Below are 16,593 nucleotides of genomic sequence, written 5' to 3' on the forward strand. Positions count from 1 at the left end.
CGGCTTGTGGCTCTCCCGCAGCGGCGGGACGGCTATCATCCACGTGGCGGCAAATGGAAGGGGAACCATGAAGGCGCAGGCAGTCGAATCGGTCGAGCCGCCGGATGTCATTGAGGTCGGCGGAGAGGGTCCGCTGCTCGTCATTCACGGCGGCGCCGGCAGGCGTCTCCACGAGATGACGCCCGAGCAGGCATCAGAGACCGAAGCTGCCCTCGCTCGCGCGGTTGAGGCGGGATATGCCCAGCTCGCGGCTGGTGCGCCTGCCGAGGAGGCCGTCATCGCGGCCATTCACATCATGGAAGACGCCCCCTGCTTCAACTGCGCCCACGGCGCCGCGCTCACGCTCAACGGCACGGCAGCGCTCGACAGCAGCCTCATGCTTGGCGATGGCTCCTGCGGCGCCGCCTGCGGTCTCACGACGGCGAAGCACCCCATCGACGTCGCTCGCGCGGTTATGGAGCGCACGCCGCACGTGCTCTTCTCCCAGCCTACGGCTTCCCAGCTCGAGGAGTGGGGAATCGAACAGGTTGACAACTCCTACTTCGTGACCGAGCATCGCCTCGCCCAGCTCGAGGAATTCCGCGCTCGCGCTGCGGCAGGCCACGACGACTCCGCGACGCGCCATGGCACGGTGGGCGCCGTGGCGCGTGACGTCAACGGCCGCATCGCCGCGGGCACGTCAACTGGCGGCATCACGGGCCAGATGCCTGGCCGCGTGGGAGACTCGCCCGTCATCGGCGCCGGAACCTATGCGAACCAAGGCAGCGTGGCCGTAAGCTGCACCGGAACGGGTGAGAAGTTCATCCAGGAGTCCTCGGCGTACCAGATCCACGCGCGTGTCGCGCTTGCGGGCGAGACCCCGAGCGAGGCTGCCGAGGCGATGCTCTCCGCCGTGGACGGCAGGGGAGGCAGCGGCGGCGTCATCGTCGTTCCCGCCAAGGGCGCGGGTGTGATTGGCCGTACGGCGAGGACGCAGATGAATTACGCCTGGGCCCAGGGAAACACGCGCGTCGCCAAAAGTTGACAAAGGGACAGTCCCTTTGTCAACTCCGAAGCGAGACCCGGATGCACGGGTGCGTGTACTGGTCAAACTCCTCCTCAGGCTCCGTGTCGAAGGAGCATGACGTCTTGACGGGGCCGCCGTCCGAGTAGACGCGGATGCTCTCGTAGGGCGAGCCGGCGAGGAACGCCTCACGGAAATCGTCCGGTACCCGCGGCACCGCGAGCGGGCCTGCGTTCGAGGTGGGCACGTCAAGCCCCTCGAGCGCCGTGCCAAGCTCCGCGATGTCGCGCATGGCCTGGCCGAGGCTCTCCTCGAGCGTGGCGCTCACGTTGACCTCCATGCAATAGCTGACATCGGTGAGCGTGCCCTCGTCGTCAAAGTCGAGGTAGACGTAGGATTCCTGGACGCCGTCCTCGGACTCGCGCAGGTAGCCGATCACGTGGTAGCCGTAGTCCTTGTAGCGTTCGCGGGGATCGTCCGCCGAGACGCGGGCGCAGGTGCCCGCCAGCGCATCTCGTGCGATGCCAATCCGCTTGGCGGCGCTGGCAACGCGCGCGTCGAGCTCGCGGTTCGCCTGCGCGTACTGCGGGACGTACGCCCCGATGGCGATGACGATGGGCAGCACCACGAGCGCGACCCTCCATCTTCTGACGTTCGGGACGGGCACGCCGTAGGCACCGGCCATCGCCTCGGCGTTGGCCGAGGTCTCCGACAGGATGTCCGCCACGGTCAGCACGGTGCCCACGGCACCGGCAACCTGCGCGACTCCGCCCAGGCCTTTTGCCAGGTCGGAATCGCTGTCGCTAAGCAGGCGCCCTGCCGCCTGCGCGCCTATGGCGGCGGCGATTTGCGCCGAGCGGTCAGTCTCCTGCTGCGAGACGGCGAGCCTCTCCTGCAGCGCGCGCCACTGCTTGCCGCGCATGCCAAACTTCGGGCGGAGGGTCCAGAAGCAGAAAGCCACGAGGTTGACGGCGACGAGCGCGAGGATGACGTTGAGCCCCGTGTCCTGGAAGCCCTTGTGATGGAAGACCAGGTCATCGATCATCTCGAGGGGGACCAGCATGAGGCACGTCACGAATGCCATGACGAGTGCCACGAGGGCGACCTTGGGGTAGACGCAGTAGCGCCGGATCTGCTTCTTCTCGTTCTCGCTGAGGGGTGCCATGGTGCTCCTCGGTCGTGGTCGCGCCGCGCGGCGCAGGGGTCTCCCGCGTGCCCGCGGCTGTCACTTAATAGTCACGCTCGGCTTATCGTACCAGCTAGCTCGCGTGTACGCGAAGCTCGGTGCGTCCGCGTGCCGCTTGTAGCAGCGCTTTTGCTGTTCGCGTTGGACTCCCATTAATGTCCGAAAGCCTTTCTATAATGGCCTCATCTTCGATGGAACACGGCCCCGTTGGAGGAAGCCATGGTGGATGAGAGCAAGTACGCAGCGACGCTTGAAGAGGAGATGCGCGCTGCAAGGATTGCGAATGTCGAGCTAACGGCTGATGAGCGTGGCGCCATTGAGCGTCTGCTTGATGGCGGGTCTTGTGTGGATGTCGACGCGCTCCTCCGGGAGATGGGCGAGGCGGCGTTCTCGAGCGAGTCCGGAGCGTTCTCGGCCTTCGTCGCGCGGAACCACCAGCGCATTTACGTGGCCGCAGCGGATAGCGACGACGTGTCGAAGCTTCTCTTCCTTGGCTATAAGATGGGCATCTCGCGCGGTGATGCCGCCTGTATGAATGGCCTTGGCGCCCTCTATTACATGGGTGACCTCGTTGAGCAGGACTATGCCAAGGCCGCGGAGCTCTATGAGATGGCGATGAACCACGGCTGCTATCAGTCCATCATCAATCTGGGCTACATCTGGGAGTACGGGCGTACCGGCGAGCGTGACTATCAGAAAGCGTATCAGTACTACGCCCTCGCTGCCGCGCTTGCTGATTCCAGCGAGGCGGCGTACAAGCTCGGCGACATGTACAGTCGCGGCAAGTTCGTCGAGCGCGATATGGCCAAGGCCTATCAGCTCTGGAGCCGCAGCCTCGATCTTGCGGAGGACATCGTCGAGATTGCTCAGCCCGCCATCAGGATCGCCCAGCTGCTTCTGTCCGAGGACTGCGAGTCTGCGGGTGCCAAGCGCGATCCCATGCGCGTCCTCCAACTCTTCCAGCAGGCAGAGATTGGTCTGCGCATCGATATCGATAACGGCCAAACCTACTATCGCAAGCGCCTCGAGGAGGCCATCGAGGGCCAGGAGAAGGCCAGGGCAATCATCGACGGGCAAGTCATCGACGGACCGACCTTCTAAGTGCCTCGTCCTTGATTGACGAGTTGGTTACCGAGTGTCCATCCCTGCTTGGAGGCCGGTTATCGAGCGCGTTTCCCTGGATTGGCAAGCCGGTTACCGAGCGTCTCGGAGCCGGTGCCTAACGTGCCGTCTCGACGCTGGGCACGCCAAAGCGAGCCTTAGCTACTGGCGGCTGGCGCGTGGGGGCTGATTCGCTGCCGGAATCTACTTCGTCGAACCGCCGGATCCGTTTGCCGTGTCGCTTGAGCCATTGCCGTTGGCCGAGCCATTCGAGAGGGTCGAGTCCGAGGCGGAGCCGGAGCTGGAGGCGTCGCCTTCGGGCTTGCTGGAGCTGGAGTCCGATGCACTGCCGTCGCTCGAGCCACCATTCGAGGGGTTTGACGAGGAACCGGACGTTGAGGGGGAAGACGAGCTCGCACCCTCGTCTCGGTTGCTGTTCGATCCGCCTTGCAGGCTGGCGTGTGCCTCCTCGGTCGTGGCGGGGTGCTTGTGCGTCGTAGCGGTCCCGGTGGCGGCCTGCGTCGTCTGTGGCGCTTCGACCACGATGGTGGTGGAGCTGCCGATGCCCTCGCCCTTGGTCGCGATGCTGACGACGAGCGCGAAGACGAGCACCGCGATGATGGATGCCGCGGCCATGAATATGGTCGCCCTGCGGCGTATGACATCGCGCTCGCGTCGGTGGGCGGCGGCACGTATGGCTACCGGCGCGATGGGCGTGCCCGTCTCGGCGTATTCCTTGACGTGGCTGCTGCCTGAGACCGATGCCGCGCGCGGTTGGCTGGGGATGGTCGCGTCGGCGACGGAAGCGCCGCGCTTGAGGACATCGTCGTGCGAGTTGCCGAGGGCGCGCGTCTTATCGGCAACGCGGGCGCTATCTACGACGCGCGTCTTATCGGCAATGCGGGTGCTGTCTACGACGCGCGTCGCATCGTTATCGTCACGGGGGGCCTGGCCGTCGATGGCGACGGAGCCCGTCTCGCCATCATTCGACGAGAGCTTCTCCGCCGAGGCCTTGAGGATGGACTTGTAGATCTGTGACGCCGCGGCGGACGCGAGACCGCCTATGACGACGCCGATAAGCGAGCCCGCGAGGCCAATCTGCGAGGAGAGAGCAAATGATGTTCCCGCTGCTAGACCGCTTGCAATGACGGTCGAGAACGAGAAATCGTCGAAGAGTCCGCCCTTCGTGTTGCGATCATTAGACTGAGCCATGCACGTTCGCTTCCCGCGTTCCTTCGTTTTTTGCTGTAGGGAATACGTACCCGGATTGTCAGCGGGTCCCGCCCATGTGAAGTAATCCTCACGAATTCGCAAGATGCGCGGCGGTGCGCGGGACGTGGGGCGCCTGTGACGCACGATGCTTTTCGCTCCTGGACCCACGTCGCCTGCAAGTACGAAGGAGGAAACGGGAAATCTCATCTATTGGCGCTGATGTGGGATTGCGCCAGACGGCGATATGTGTGGTGATGGCAAATGAATGCCATCGCAATCGATGCGTGCTATTATTCGTGCCGTAACGGGGGGCTGGCGCATGCCGGCTGAGATTGGGCCTAGGATTGCGGCCCTGACCTAAAACCTGATCTGGGTAATGCCAGCGTAGGGAACCAATACGTGCGATTCGTACGGGGCTCCCGCCAATGGCGAGGGCCCCGATTCGTTTGGCGGTGCGCCGCTCGGCGAGCTTGGGCCCTTGCGGAAAGCGAGGTTTGCATGGAATGTAGCGTTGCGATTCAGGTCCTGCCGATGGACGCCGCCAACGACGACGAGGTCATCCGCGTGGTCGACGCTGTCATCGAGGAGATCCAGAAGTACGACGTGAACCCGTATGTCGGCCCGTTCGAGACCGCCATCGAGGGCGACTATGACACTTGCATGGAGGTCCTCAAGCGCTGCCAGCTCGTGGCGGCCGAGGCTGGCTGCGGCCAGGTCATGACCTACGCCAAGATCGACTACAAGCCGAATGGCGCCGTCCTCTCCACCGAGAAGAAGGTCGGCAAGTACCACCAGGACGAGAACTAGCCCATGGTCTCGCGCTCGAAGGACAAGGACGTGACCACCGGGGACGCCTTGGCGGGAAGCCACGCAGACGGCAGCTCGACGAAAAGCGCCGCTGCGGGCCATGCGGCCACGAAGGGCGCCGCAGCCGTTCGTGTCGATGCGGGCAACGGCGCCGCGCGCTCTCGGGCGCGTTGGGTCGCGCCGGTGCTGACGGTCGCCGCGCTTCTCGTGTTGTGGCAGCTCGTCTGCATGGCGGGTCTCGTCCCCACCTACCTGCTGCCGAGCCCGGTGCAGGTCGTCCAGGCGCTCGTGGCCGATCTCCCGCTGCTCGTGAGCCATTCGGGCGTCACGATCGCCGAGGCGCTTCTCGGCCTTGTCCTGGGTGTCGCCGTGGGCTTCGTCGTCGCCGTCCTCATGGACCGCTTCGGGGCCGTCTATCGTGCGCTCGATCCGATCGTCACCATCTCGCAGACCATCCCCACCGTGGCCATCGCCCCGCTTCTCGTGCTGTGGTTTGGCTACGGGTTGATGCCAAAGGTGCTGCTCGTCGTGCTGGGGACGTTCTTCCCCGTCACCGTGTCGCTTGCGAGCGGCTTCCGCAGCGTCGACCCGGACGTCATCGACCTCATGCGCACCATGAACGCGACGCGCGCTCAGATCTTCTGGTACGCGAAGCTGCCCGCCGCTGCGGAGAGCTTCTTCGCGGGCCTCAAGATCAGCGCGACGTATGCCGTGGTGGGTGCCGTGGTCTCCGAGTGGCTCGGTGGCTTTGTGGGCCTAGGCGTCTACATGACGCGTGTTCGCAAGTCCTATTCGTACGACAAGATGTTTGCCGTCATCCTCATCATCTCGGCCCTCTCCCTCTTGCTCATGGGGCTCGTCTCCGTGCTTCGCATGGCATGTATGCCGTGGGATAGGGCAGAAAGGAAGAATCAGTAATGACCAAGTCCTCCATCTCTCGCCGCGAGTTCGTGGCGGGCGCCGGGATCGCCACCTCCGCCGTCGCTCTTGCCGGTCTCACCGCTTGTGGCGGCCAGAACGCCGCCGACACTGCCGCTGCCTCCACCGCCGCCGCGGGTGACGCTACCAAGCTCACGTTCGTGCTCGACTACACGCCCAACACCAACCACTCCGGCGTCTACGTGGCCATCGCCAAGGGCTTCTACGCCGACGAGGGCCTCGACGTCGAGGTCGTCCAGCCGCCCGAGGATGGCGCCGACGCTCTCGTGGGCACCGGCAAGGCCCAGTTCGGCATAGGCTACCAGGACGTCATGGCCAACTATCTCGGCTCGGACGACCCACTGCCCGTGACGGCCGTCGCCGCGACCATCCAGCACAACACCTCCGGCATCATGAGCCGCGCCGGCGAGGGCATCGACCGTCCGCGCGGCATGGAGGGCAAGCGCTACGGCACCTGGGACCAGGACGTCGAGAAGGCCATGGTCAAGAGCGTCGTCGAGACCGACGGCGGCGACTTCTCCAAGGTCCAGCTCGTTCCCTCCGGTGACGAGGTCAGCGGCCTGAAGTCCAACCAGTTCGACTGCGTTTGGGGCTACGAGGGCTGGGGCCTGCAGAACGCCAAGCTCCAGGACCTCGCCTGCGACTACTGGTCCTTCCGCAGCATTGACTCAGTCTTCGACTACTACACTCCGGTCATCATCGCCAATAACGACTTCCTCGCCAACAGCCCCGAGGTCGCCAAGGCGTTCCTCCGCGCCACGAAGAAGGGCTACGAGTTCTGCGTGACGAACCCGGACGAGGCCGCCCAGATCCTCGTCGACGCCGCCCCCGAGACCGACGCGGACCTCGCGAAGGCCAGCGCCGAGTACCTCGCTGACCAGTACACCGCCGATGCCTCTAGCTGGGGCATCATCGATTCCGAGCGCTGGGCCAAGTTCTACACCTGGATGAACGACAACCAGCTCACGCCCGTCGCGCTCGACGTCAACGGCGGCTTCAGCATGGACTACCTGGAGCAGTAGGGTGACCGTGTCTGAGGATAGGGGAGAAGTGCGCGCGGACGCCGCCGGCGTGGATGCCGCGGGCATCGGTGCCGACGGCGCTATGGCCGCCGCGTTGAGCGCTCCATCCGCGCCCGCGCTTGAGGTCCACGACCTCACGCTCGCGTGGGAGGCGGGCGGCACGCCGACGGTCGAGGGCGTCTCGCTCTCGGTCGCGCCGGGAGAGATGGTGTGCCTAGTGGGCCGCTCCGGCTGCGGAAAGTCGACGCTGTTCCATGGTCTCGCCGGCCTCACGACGCCCGTTTCTGGCGAGGTCCTGCTCCATGGGGAGGACGTCACGGGAAGGCCCGGCCGCATCTCGTACATGCTGCAGAAGGACCTCCTCCTGCCTCAGCGCACCATCATCGATAACGTCTGCCTGCCGCTTCTCCTCTCCGGCATGCCGCGTCGCGAGGCGCACGCTAAGGCGGAGCCGCTTTTCGAGCGCTTCGGGCTCGACGGCACGCAGGCGAGCTATCCCGGCGAGCTGTCCGGCGGCATGCGCCAGCGTGCGGCCCTGCTTCGCACCTACCTCATGGACAACGACGTCGTCCTCATGGACGAGCCGTTTAGCGCGCTTGACGCCCTCACGCGTCGGGATATGCGCTCGTGGTTCCTCTCCATGGTGACTGACCTGGGCATTTCCTGCGTTCTCATCACACATGACGTGGATGAGGCGGTAGAGATGGCCGATCGGATCCTCGTTATGCGCGGCAACCCCAAGGAGGGGCGTCCGAGCAGTCTCGTGGGCGAGGTGCCCGTCGACGTCTCGCGCGACGCGCGAGGGGAGTGGCTCCTCACACCTGCCTCGCTCGACGTGAAGCGGAGGGTGCTGGAGCTGCTGGGGTAGGGTGCCCGGACGGCCACTGACGGCACCCGCGGCTCTCGATGGCCGCCGATGCCCGTTCCCGGGGAAGGCTTTTCTCCGATTCGATGCCCGTTCCCGGGGAAGGCGCTTCTGCGGTTCGATGGCTGCCGATGTCCGCTTCCAGGGGCGTTTCTGCGGCTCGAAGGCATCAAAAAGGCGGCGCAGGTGGGAATGGTTCCCAACCTGTGCCGCCTTTCATGTTTCTCAATTTGTTCGCCAACGCGCGGGCTCTCGTGTGAACGGAGCTTGGCCGCGTGGGCGAGCGGACCCGCGCGCGATGCGCCCTTGGTCTTCGCCTACTCCACGCGGAAGTCGGACGAGAAGCGGAAGTCCGCCGGGAAGTGAACGTCTGCCTGGTTGCGAATCTCGTCGCAGACGCTGAGCGAGTTGAAGGTCACGCAGTCATAGCTCTGAAGCGCGCCGCGAACCGTGATCCCCCTTCCCCACAGCGTGTCGAGCTTCTCGCCGCGAATGAGGGAGACGAAGTCCCTGAGCTCGTAGACCATGTTGTTCGTGCGACACTCGATGTCGAGCTCGCGCGTGGTCGAATTGGGCCTGTTCGATTCGGTCGAGGCGCTGCCGCGAACCGCCTTGCCACGCGTCATGATGGACACGTGCTGCGGTGATGCCATCGAATCGATGGTCATCGTGCCGAGGTCACCCTCGATTTGCGAGGGAAGCAGGTCTGTCGAGATCTTCGAATAGGCGAGCTCGACCACGAGGCCAGGCGTTCCGGAGTGGGGGCCGTAGGTGCAGAGCACGGAGCCGGCTCCGTCGATGATGCCGTTGGTGGTCTCGCACTTGGAGTCCGAGATGAGTGTGGGCGCTGCAACGACCCTGTCCGGCATGCCGAAGAGTGCGACCATGGGCTCGACCGTGTAGATGCCCATGTCCATGAGGGCGCCGGATGCCATCTTGGTGTCGAAGATGTTCGTGTGGCGACCAGCCTTCACGTCGTCATAGCGCGAGGAATACTTGCCGAAGCGGAAGGTCGCGCGGCGGAGGGTGCCGAGCTCCTCGAGGGAGCCGAAGATCTTGGCCCAGGCGGGGTCGTGGATCGGGCGCATTGCCTCGAGCGCGACGACATGGTGGAGTTCCGCCGCGGCATAAAGGGACTGCGTCTGGAAACGGTTGGAACAGGCCGGCTTCTCGATGAGGACGTGCTTGTCTCCGCGGATGCAGGCGAGGGTCTGGTCAAAGTGGAGCGCGTTGGGGCTCGCGATGTAGACGGCATCGACGTCCTTGCAGTTGGCGAGCTGCTCGAGCGTGGTGAACGGGCGAGTACCACCGTGACGCTCGGTGAACTCGCGGGCCGTGATGGGGTTGCGCGAGTAGGTGCCCACGTACTTGATGCTATCGACTTGCGCCGCTGCGTCGAGGAGGTCGTCGCTGATCATTGACGTTCCGATGGTGGCAAGGCGGATGGGTTCTGGCATGTGGTTCTCCTCGTTTGTTGGTGGCGCTGGGTCGAGTTGGCAGGGACGGCGGTGCGAGCTGGCACGCACCGGGCGTGCTGGGATGACTGGGCTGCGTTCGGCACGACAATTCTAAGTAATTGACCGCAGTCAAACAGAAGCCTTTTGTGAACGGGCGAATGCTTTTGTGAGCGGGGCCGGCGAGGCGCGCGGCGCGCATGACGAGGTGCGACACTGCGTCGGGGCTTGCACGGGGAGTGACGCACAACGAAACGGCATGTTTAGCTGGCATAAGCGCGTCGAAAGCCCCGCTCGCCCAAATGCATGTGTGGCAATTGCGCTTGGCGTGTAAGGATGGGCGATCCATGGGAAGAAGCTAGGTGAGAGGCGGGCTTGCTCGCCTGGCGCATGGCTTTTGCCCGTCAGTGCGCCGTGAGGGATAGGTCCGCTCTCTCGATACGGGGCGAACGCTCGCTTCTGTCCGTCGCAGAGTGCCCGCTCGTCCAACACGCCAGAGAGAAAGGACGCATCATGGCCGAGCTCAAGTTCTTCCACTGCAAGAAGTGCGGTGCCGTCCTGTGGTCCGCCGTGGACGGGGCATGCGTGCCCACGTGCTGCGGCGAACCGATGACGGAACTCCGCGCCGGCGAGACCGATGGCGCACACGAGAAGCATGTGCCCGCGCTCGAGCTGGAGGACGGGAAGCGCCTGCACGTTTGCGTGGGTGAGGTCGCTCATCCGATGCTCCCCGAGCACTACATCCAGTTCATTGCCATTGCGAGGCCGGACGGTACGGTCGAGTTCAAGCACCTGGCTCCGGGCGAGGCCCCAGAGGCGACGTTCTGCCTGCATGGCCAGGCGAGTGCCACGGTCTACGAGTTCTGCAACCTGCATGGGCTATGGAAGGCCGAGTACACGGCGTAACCCGCGAGTGCCAGCGCTTGGCTTCGACTGCGAATCCAGAGATAGGCAATGGCTGCAGCTGTTGGCGCAAAAGCATGATTCGGTGCGCTGATTAGGTGTCATAGCTGCGGCTTCTGTCCTGTTTGAGGCGGGCGCTGGCGAGGAACAGCTCGAGACAAACAAAAAGGCCAGGGGCGCGATGCCCCTGGCCTGAAATTACGCTGGAGCCAGCTACCAGACTTGAACTGGTGACCCCCGCTTTACGAGAGCGGTGCTCTACCAACTGAGCTAAGCTGGCGACTCCATGCGGTACGCGCTATCGCGCGCAGCGAATAAGAACTATAACGGAAACACCCGTATTTGCGCAAGAAGTTTGCGAGAAAAACTTGACGAGACTTTTGGCAGCCTGTCGTGCTCGCTGATCGCGGACGTGGTCGCGTGAACGCGCCGCCGAATCAGTCGCACGGGGATGCATCCAAAGTGCTAGCAAGCTCTCGCTTGCTGGCGTCGCGCGCGGGCACCCGGGATCTCCCGCCTTCGATCTGCTGTCCGCTACCTCTGCTAGAATCAACGACGCAAATCAACTAGCAGGGAGGATATTGATGGAGCGTCCACAGAAGGTAGACTGTGTCCTGTTCGATTGCGACGGCGTCCTGGTGGACTCCGAGCCCGTCGCGGCTCGCCGTAACGTCAAGGTTTTTCACATGCTCGACATTCCAGTGACGTATGAGGACGCGCTGACGCTCTGTGGCTGTGACGGCGTCGCTGGCATTCCCGCCATCGCCGCCAAGTATGGCAAGGAGATGGACAAGGAGCGTTTCGAGGCCAAGACCACCGAGGCACGCGATAACGGCATTCTCCCGCGCACCATCTATATCGATCCCACTCTCGAGCTCAACGAGGGCGTCCGCGATCTTCTTGTCAACCTGCGCGAGAAGGGCGTCAAGTGCGGGCTCGTCTCCACCACTGTCGCCGCGCACGTCCTCGCACTGCTCAACAGGTTTGGCCTCGTGTCGCTCTTCGACGTCATCATTGCGGGCGACATGGTGCAGAACAGGAAGCCCAACCCCGAGCCCTACCTTACCGCCATGGAGATCCTCGGTACCACGCCCGAGCATGCCGTGGTCGTCGAGGACTCTCCGACGGGCGTCGCCGCGGGCGTGGCCTCTGGCGCCTACGTGCTTGGCTATACGGGTTCGAGCGTCGTGCAAGACGTGAGCGCCGCCGCCGAGGTGCTCGCCAGCTACGCTGAGTTCGACCTGGTATAGTCCATACGCTGCGATGACGCGAACGGAAGGGCTGAGGATAGGATGAGTGCGGACGAGGAGACCACGGTCGATATGGCCGTGGCCGAGGTGGCCTCGGCAGAAATGGACGCGAACGGGTCCTCGGCGGATGAGACGTCCGTGGCGAACCCAATTGCATCCGAGACGGAGGGCCTCGACGCCCCTATTGCCGAGGCCTCCGCCTCGACGCAGCGGGGCCTGCTCGAGTCCTCTGCCTTTAACAAGGCCCTCATCGTTGCCTGCGCGCTCGCCTGGGGCTTCTCGTTCTTCGTGATGAAGGACGTCACGGAGCTCTTCCCGGTGTTCTGGCTTCTTCTCGTTCGTTTTGGCATCTCGAGTGCGATCATGGCGGTCGTTTTCCGCAAGGCGATCTTCGCGAATCTCAACCTCTCCGTGGTAAAGACGGGTGTGTTGCTCGGCGTGCTCTATGGTGCCGGCTATATCTTCCAGACCTATGGCATCGTCTTTACCACGCCTGGCAAGAATGCCTTCCTGACCGGCGTGTATTGCGTGCTTGTGCCGTTTTGCGCCTGGGCGTTGGGGCACGGGCGCCCGCGCCGCGTGAGCCTGATCGCCGCATTCGTGAGCCTCGTGGGTGCTGGCTTTGTCGTGCTCGACAACGGGCTGCCACTCAACGTGGGCGATGCCCTGACCCTCGTGGGCTCGGTGTTCTACGCGCTTGAGATGGTGGTCGTCTCGTCTGAGGGCCGAGGCAAGGATGTCTGGGCGCTCACCTTCTGGCAGTTCGTCACCATCACGCTGATCGTGGCCGCTGGGTTCCTCCTCGTTGAAGAGGCGCCTGCCCCTGCGCTCTACACGTTCGGCAACGTCGCTTCCCTGGTCTTCCTTGCCGTCGTGTGCTCGTTCGGGACGCTCGCGCTTCTCAACTATGCCCTCACGAAGGTTGACCCGGCGAGCGGCTCGCTCCTCTCGTCACTTGAGAGCCCGAGTGGCGTGGCGTTCTCCGTCGCGTTTGGTTATGAGAGCCTGACGCCCAAGCTCCTGGTGGGCTTCGTGCTCATCTTCGCGGGCATCGTCTTCTCCGAGGTAGGGGAGCGTCTCATCGAGCGCTGGCCGAGCCGGAGGTAGCTTGGGGGAGCCAGCGCGCGTTGTCGTGACACAAAGCGAAAAGCGCCGCAGTCCCAATTGGGCTGCGGCGCTTCTTTTGACGTGCTATGACGGATTGGCGCTAGGTCGCCGGAGCAACAACGCGCAGGCGCAGCTGCTCTCGCGCGAGGTGGGCGCGCGTTCCCTAGGCGCTCAGCTTGCCTGCGAGCTCGAGAACCTCAGTCACGTCTGCGGTCTCCGTCGCCCAGGAGCAGACGAAGCGGATGACGCGGCGGCCGTCCTCCAGGACGTAGAAGGTCTCGCAGCCCACGGCGGCCTCGAGAGCCTCGGTCTGCTCGGGCGTGGCCGTCACGAAGACCTGGTTGCTGGTGGAGTTGCCGTAGAGCTCATAGCCGGCGGAGACGAGACCCTCGCGAAGGGCGGTCGCCTGCTCGTTGGCGTGGCGGGCGAGCTGCCAGTAGAGCTCCTCCGAGCCATCCTCCTGCTTGGCGAAGGCAGCCTCGAACTGGGCGCCCATCAGGAAGCCCTTGGCGAGAAGGCCGCCGCGCTCCTTCTGGAGGAACGGGAAGGCCTCGCGCAGGCGCTCCGCGTGCTTGCCGTGACCGCAGATGACGACGGCCTCGCCCATGAGCATGCCATTCTTCGTGCCGCCGATGTAGAAGGCGTCGACGCGGCTGGCGATGTAGGGGAGGGTGAGGTCGTTGCCGGGGGCGGTGAGGGCGCTGCCGAGACGGGCGCCGTCGAGGAAGATGCCCAGGTCATGGCTGCGGGCCCAGTCGCAGATGGCGTCGAAGCGCTTGCGGTCCCAGACGCCGCCGAGCTCCGTCGCGTCGGTGATGTAGATGGCTGCCGGGCGCGTCATGTGGCGGCCGGTGCCCATCTGGAACTGATAGACGCGCTCCGCCGCCTCGGGGCTGAGGAAGCCGTCACGGTCAGCCGTGGGGAGGCTGGTGCGGCCGGTGGCGCCAAGCGCACCCGTCTCGTGCACGACGATGTGCGCGTCAGGCGTGCAGATGACGCCCTCCCAGTCGCGGAGCATGCCGTTGAGGCAGATGACGTTGGCGCTGGTGCCGCCGATGCAGAACTCGACCATGGCGTCCGGGCACTCGCATGCGGCGCGGATGAGCTCGCGAGCGTGGTCGCTGTGGGCGTCGCCCTCCGAATAGCCCACGTTCTGCTCTGCGCTCACGTGGCAGACGGCGTCGAGAATCTGGGGCGCGGCGCCCTCTGAGTAATCGTTGCGGAACAGGTGCATGGGTCCTCCTCGTCAAGCCGGTGTGGGAACTGCCTTGCCGGCTTCTCGAATTAAGTGCTTGCTGGAGGTCATGATAGCGTGACGCGGGCTCGCGGTGCGGTCTGCTTGGATATCTTGCCTCGGCGAGCTCTAGTCACTTCAGTAAAGCAGGCGATGCGGACACTAAATCAGGGCCTTTTGGGGTGGCCTAACCGGGTGCTTCGGAGAGGGAATGCCAGCAAATGGGGGGGCGATTGCCCTCGTGCTTGGTACACCTGGTTCGCGTCGTCAGGTGTGCCCATCCCTCGCGGTATACTAACCGGGTTGAACCCGAGTGAGAGGATGCCACGATGGCGAACAAGGCAGAGGGCACCGAGGACCTGTTCGGTGCGCGCATGCGTGCCTGGGAGCACATGCAGAAGACGGCCCGCGAGACGTTCGAGCCCTATGGCTTCGGCGCCATCGAGACGCCGGCGATGGAGCAGGTCTCCACGTTCGTACATGGCATCGGCGAGTCGACGGACGTCGTGCGCAAGGAGATGTTCCGCGTCTTCTCCGGCGCCCTGCTCGACCGCGTCTTCCAGGCCGGCGACGAGAGTGGTCTCAAGCCTAAGCAGCGCCTCGCCATGCGTCCCGAGGGCACGGCGGGTGTCGTTCGCGCTGCCGTCGAGAACAACTTCGTCCCGCAGGGCGGAGCTCCCGTGAAGCTGTGGTACGCAGAGCCAATGTTCCGCGGCGAGCGTCCGCAGAAGGGCCGCCTCCGCCAGTTCCACCAGGTGGGCGTCGAGTGGCTGGGCGCCCCCGATCCGGCGGCTGACGCCGAGTGCATCATCATGCTGATGGACTTCTACAAGGCCCTCGGCATCGACCCCGCTCACCTCCACCTCGCCATCAACTCGATGGGCGACGCCGCGTGCCGCCCCGCCTATCGCGAGAAGGTCCGCCAGTTCATCCTCGACCATGCTGACGAGATGTGCGACGAGTGCCGCGAGCGTGCGGAGATCAACCCGCTGCGCGCCTTCGACTGCAAGAACGCCCACTGCCGCGAGGTCATGGCGGACGCCCCGCTTGCCCACGAGAACCTCTGCGAGGAGTGTGCCGCCCACTACGAGCAGGTGAAGCGCTACCTCGATGAGGCGGGTATCGCCTACGAGGAGGACCCGACGCTCGTCCGCGGCCTCGACTACTACACGCGCACCGTCTTCGAGGTTGACTACACACCCGATCCGGCAATTGGCGCCATCGGCGGCGGCGGCCGCTATGACGGCCTCATGGAGCTCGAGGGCGGCAAGCCCACGCCTGGCATCGGCTTTGCCGTTGGCTTCGAGCGCATCATGCTCGCCCTCGAGGCGGAGGGTGTTGACCTCGGCGGCGTGGAGCCTTCCTGCGTCTACGTCGCCGGTACCGAGGCCGAAATGCGCCCGGCGGTCTTCTCGGCCACGCTCGCGCTTCGCCGCGCGGGCATCCGTACCGAGGCTGACTACCAGGGCCGCAGCCTTAAGGCGCAGTTAAAGCAGGCTGACAAGCACAACGCCGAGCTCTGCGTGGTCATCGGCCCTGACGAGGTCGCCGCTGGCACTGCCACGATTCGCGACATGAAGACCCACGAGCAGACGAGCGTCGCCATGGCGGAGCTCGCTTCCGCCGTCGCCGAACGCCTGGCCTAGGGCGTGGCGCGCACATACGACAACGTCTCCGCGGGCGCGAGCGGGCTCTCTGGCGAGGGCCTGGCCGCGCCCGCGGTCGTCTACGAGGACGAGTGGCTGCTCGCGGCGGACAAGCCTGCGGGCATCATCGTGCATGGCGATGGCACGGGCGCGGCCTCGCTCACGGACCTCGTCCGCACGCACCTCGAGTGCGAGGGGAGGGCCGAGGCCACGGCGCAGCTCCAGGCCGTGCAACGCCTCGACCGCGACACCACGGGCCTCGTGCTGTTCAGCCTGGACAAGGCCGTGCAACCCAAGCTCGACGCGCTCGTGGCGGGCCATGACGGCATCGAGAAGAGCTACCTCGCCATCGTCCGCGGCGAGCTGCCGGAGGGCCTGCGCGAGATAGACGCGCCCCTCGCGCGCGACCGCCATGACGCGCGCCGCATGCGCGCGGATACGCACGGCAAGCCCAGCCTTACGCTCGTGCGCCGCCTGGCGGCGGCGGGCGCTCGCGGCAAGCGCGTCTCGCTCGTCGAGCTCACGCTCAAGACGGGTCGCAAGCACCAGATCCGCGTGCATCTCTCGAGTCGCGGCTACCCGATCGTGGGAGACGCCCTTTACGGCGTGCCGGCGGACCGTGCCGGTCGCACGCCGCTCATGCTGCACGCCGCGCGCGAGACGCTCGTGCACCCCGTGACGGGTGAGCGGTTGGTTTTGGCCGGCGAGTGGCCCGAGCGTTTCTCAACTCTCGGCTTCGCGTCGCGGGGAGTCGAGTAGCAGGCAATGCTGTCTGGCAATATGGCGGTGTTGCGGCCGCGTCGTTCCGTATGGCGAACGCCATTCCGTATTTCTCACGCAATGCTCGAGCTGCTATGCCTGAGC

15 protein-coding genes and 1 tRNA gene are annotated in these 16,593 nt (G+C 65.0%); 11 read left to right on the forward strand and 5 right to left on the reverse strand.

From position 1 onward, the window contains the following. Positions 1-67: 67 nt before the first annotated feature. Positions 68-1,024, forward strand: coding sequence for an isoaspartyl peptidase/L-asparaginase family protein (locus ACTQ1Z_RS01575; protein ID WP_441858228.1), 957 nt, complete (start codon positions 68-70; stop codon positions 1,022-1,024). A 19-nt stretch (positions 1,025-1,043) separates the two neighbouring features. Here ACTQ1Z_RS01575 and ACTQ1Z_RS01580 read toward each other — a convergent pair whose 3' ends face one another. Beyond that, complete coding sequence (locus tag ACTQ1Z_RS01580; RefSeq protein ID WP_441858230.1) at positions 1,044-2,168, reverse strand: hypothetical protein; 1,125 nt, start codon at positions 2,166-2,168, stop codon at positions 1,044-1,046. A gap of 240 nt (positions 2,169-2,408) precedes the next feature. On the opposite strand from ACTQ1Z_RS01580, the gene ACTQ1Z_RS01585 reads away from it, so the two are divergent. Continuing rightward, on the forward strand, positions 2,409-3,290 hold the full coding sequence (locus ACTQ1Z_RS01585) for a tetratricopeptide repeat protein (RefSeq protein WP_441858232.1): 882 nt from the start codon (positions 2,409-2,411) through the stop codon (positions 3,288-3,290). Between the two features lie 204 nt (positions 3,291-3,494). Here ACTQ1Z_RS01585 and ACTQ1Z_RS01590 read toward each other — a convergent pair whose 3' ends face one another. Further along, positions 3,495-4,502, reverse strand: coding sequence for a hypothetical protein (locus ACTQ1Z_RS01590; RefSeq protein ID WP_441858234.1), 1,008 nt, complete (start codon positions 4,500-4,502; stop codon positions 3,495-3,497). 498 nt (positions 4,503-5,000) lie between these two features. Between ACTQ1Z_RS01590 and ACTQ1Z_RS01595 the strand changes: the two genes are divergently transcribed. Genes ACTQ1Z_RS01595 through ACTQ1Z_RS01610 form a run of 4 tightly spaced genes read left to right on the forward strand, consistent with a single transcriptional unit; the run spans position 5,001 to position 8,138 of the window. Continuing rightward, the gene (locus tag ACTQ1Z_RS01595) at positions 5,001-5,309 is read left to right on the forward strand and encodes a thiamine-binding protein (protein ID WP_293815834.1); all 309 of its coding nucleotides are present in this window, start codon (positions 5,001-5,003) and stop codon (positions 5,307-5,309) included. A 30-nt stretch (positions 5,310-5,339) separates the two neighbouring features. Beyond that, entirely contained in the window at positions 5,340-6,227 is an 888-nt protein-coding gene (locus ACTQ1Z_RS01600) for an ABC transporter permease (RefSeq protein WP_441858236.1), read from the forward strand. Next, positions 6,227-7,270, forward strand: coding sequence for an ABC transporter substrate-binding protein (locus ACTQ1Z_RS01605; protein ID WP_441858239.1), 1,044 nt, complete (start codon positions 6,227-6,229; stop codon positions 7,268-7,270). The genes ACTQ1Z_RS01600 and ACTQ1Z_RS01605 overlap by 1 nt, the downstream gene beginning before the upstream one ends. A 1-nt stretch (position 7,271) precedes the next feature. Then, entirely contained in the window at positions 7,272-8,138 is an 867-nt protein-coding gene (locus ACTQ1Z_RS01610; protein WP_441858241.1) for an ABC transporter ATP-binding protein, read from the forward strand. A 314-nt stretch (positions 8,139-8,452) separates the two neighbouring features. On the opposite strand, the gene ACTQ1Z_RS01615 is transcribed toward ACTQ1Z_RS01610, so the two are convergent. After that, complete coding sequence (locus tag ACTQ1Z_RS01615) at positions 8,453-9,592, reverse strand: Gfo/Idh/MocA family protein (protein ID WP_441858243.1); 1,140 nt, start codon at positions 9,590-9,592, stop codon at positions 8,453-8,455. 510 nt (positions 9,593-10,102) lie between these two features. Here ACTQ1Z_RS01615 and ACTQ1Z_RS01620 point away from each other — a divergent pair. After that, complete coding sequence (locus ACTQ1Z_RS01620; protein ID WP_441858245.1) at positions 10,103-10,495, forward strand: desulfoferrodoxin family protein; 393 nt, start codon at positions 10,103-10,105, stop codon at positions 10,493-10,495. A gap of 201 nt (positions 10,496-10,696) precedes the next feature. Here the strand turns inward: ACTQ1Z_RS01620 and ACTQ1Z_RS01625 are convergent. Continuing rightward, positions 10,697-10,772: transfer RNA gene (locus tag ACTQ1Z_RS01625), tRNA-Thr, on the reverse strand. A gap of 304 nt (positions 10,773-11,076) precedes the next feature. Between ACTQ1Z_RS01625 and ACTQ1Z_RS01630 the strand changes: the two genes are divergently transcribed. Together ACTQ1Z_RS01630 and ACTQ1Z_RS01635 are read left to right on the forward strand one after the other, a co-directional pair. Further along, positions 11,077-11,742 carry an HAD family hydrolase gene (locus ACTQ1Z_RS01630; RefSeq protein ID WP_441858247.1) on the forward strand — a complete coding sequence of 222 codons (666 nt, stop codon included), beginning with the start codon at positions 11,077-11,079 and terminating at the stop codon, positions 11,740-11,742. 42 nt (positions 11,743-11,784) lie between these two features. Next, a complete protein-coding gene (locus tag ACTQ1Z_RS01635; RefSeq protein ID WP_441858249.1) occupies positions 11,785-12,849 on the forward strand; it encodes a DMT family transporter in 1,065 nt (354 codons plus the stop codon). Between the two features lie 163 nt (positions 12,850-13,012). On the opposite strand, the gene ACTQ1Z_RS01640 is transcribed toward ACTQ1Z_RS01635, so the two are convergent. Continuing rightward, positions 13,013-14,083: a threonine aldolase family protein gene (locus tag ACTQ1Z_RS01640; RefSeq protein WP_441858251.1), complete on the reverse strand. Its 1,071-nt coding sequence runs from the start codon at positions 14,081-14,083 to the stop codon at positions 13,013-13,015. A 329-nt stretch (positions 14,084-14,412) separates the two neighbouring features. Between ACTQ1Z_RS01640 and hisS the strand changes: the two genes are divergently transcribed. Beyond that, positions 14,413-15,729: a histidine--tRNA ligase gene (gene hisS / locus ACTQ1Z_RS01645; RefSeq protein WP_441858253.1), complete on the forward strand. Its 1,317-nt coding sequence runs from the start codon at positions 14,413-14,415 to the stop codon at positions 15,727-15,729. A gap of 3 nt (positions 15,730-15,732) precedes the next feature. Further along, positions 15,733-16,488, forward strand: coding sequence for an RluA family pseudouridine synthase (locus ACTQ1Z_RS01650; protein ID WP_441858255.1), 756 nt, complete (start codon positions 15,733-15,735; stop codon positions 16,486-16,488). Positions 16,489-16,593 lie beyond the last annotated feature (105 nt).

It is taken from the genome of Parolsenella sp. LCP21S3_E11, assembly GCF_052118165.1.
Lineage (GTDB): Bacteria > Actinomycetota > Coriobacteriia > Coriobacteriales > Atopobiaceae > Parolsenella.

Bases quoted from the DNA above. Each gene is read 5' to 3' on its own strand.
- ACTQ1Z_RS01585 (WP_441858232.1), top strand. From the start codon at position 2,409: ATGGTGGATGAGAGCAAGTACGCAGCGACGCTTGAAGAGGAGATGCGC.
- ACTQ1Z_RS01630 (WP_441858247.1), top strand. From the start codon at position 11,077: ATGGAGCGTCCACAGAAGGTAGACTGTGTCCTGTTCGATTGCGACGGC.
- ACTQ1Z_RS01640 (WP_441858251.1), bottom strand. From the start codon at position 14,083: ATGCACCTGTTCCGCAACGATTACTCAGAGGGCGCCGCGCCCCAGATT.
- ACTQ1Z_RS01615 (WP_441858243.1), bottom strand. From the start codon at position 9,592: ATGCCAGAACCCATCCGCCTTGCCACCATCGGAACGTCAATGATCAGC.
- ACTQ1Z_RS01580 (WP_441858230.1), bottom strand. From the start codon at position 2,168: ATGGCACCCCTCAGCGAGAACGAGAAGAAGCAGATCCGGCGCTACTGC.
- hisS (WP_441858253.1), top strand. From the start codon at position 14,413: ATGGCGAACAAGGCAGAGGGCACCGAGGACCTGTTCGGTGCGCGCATG.
- ACTQ1Z_RS01595 (WP_293815834.1), top strand. From the start codon at position 5,001: ATGGAATGTAGCGTTGCGATTCAGGTCCTGCCGATGGACGCCGCCAAC.
- ACTQ1Z_RS01635 (WP_441858249.1), top strand. From the start codon at position 11,785: ATGAGTGCGGACGAGGAGACCACGGTCGATATGGCCGTGGCCGAGGTG.
- ACTQ1Z_RS01575 (WP_441858228.1), top strand. From the start codon at position 68: ATGAAGGCGCAGGCAGTCGAATCGGTCGAGCCGCCGGATGTCATTGAG.
- ACTQ1Z_RS01605 (WP_441858239.1), top strand. From the start codon at position 6,227: ATGACCAAGTCCTCCATCTCTCGCCGCGAGTTCGTGGCGGGCGCCGGG.
- ACTQ1Z_RS01590 (WP_441858234.1), bottom strand. From the start codon at position 4,502: ATGGCTCAGTCTAATGATCGCAACACGAAGGGCGGACTCTTCGACGAT.
- ACTQ1Z_RS01620 (WP_441858245.1), top strand. From the start codon at position 10,103: ATGGCCGAGCTCAAGTTCTTCCACTGCAAGAAGTGCGGTGCCGTCCTG.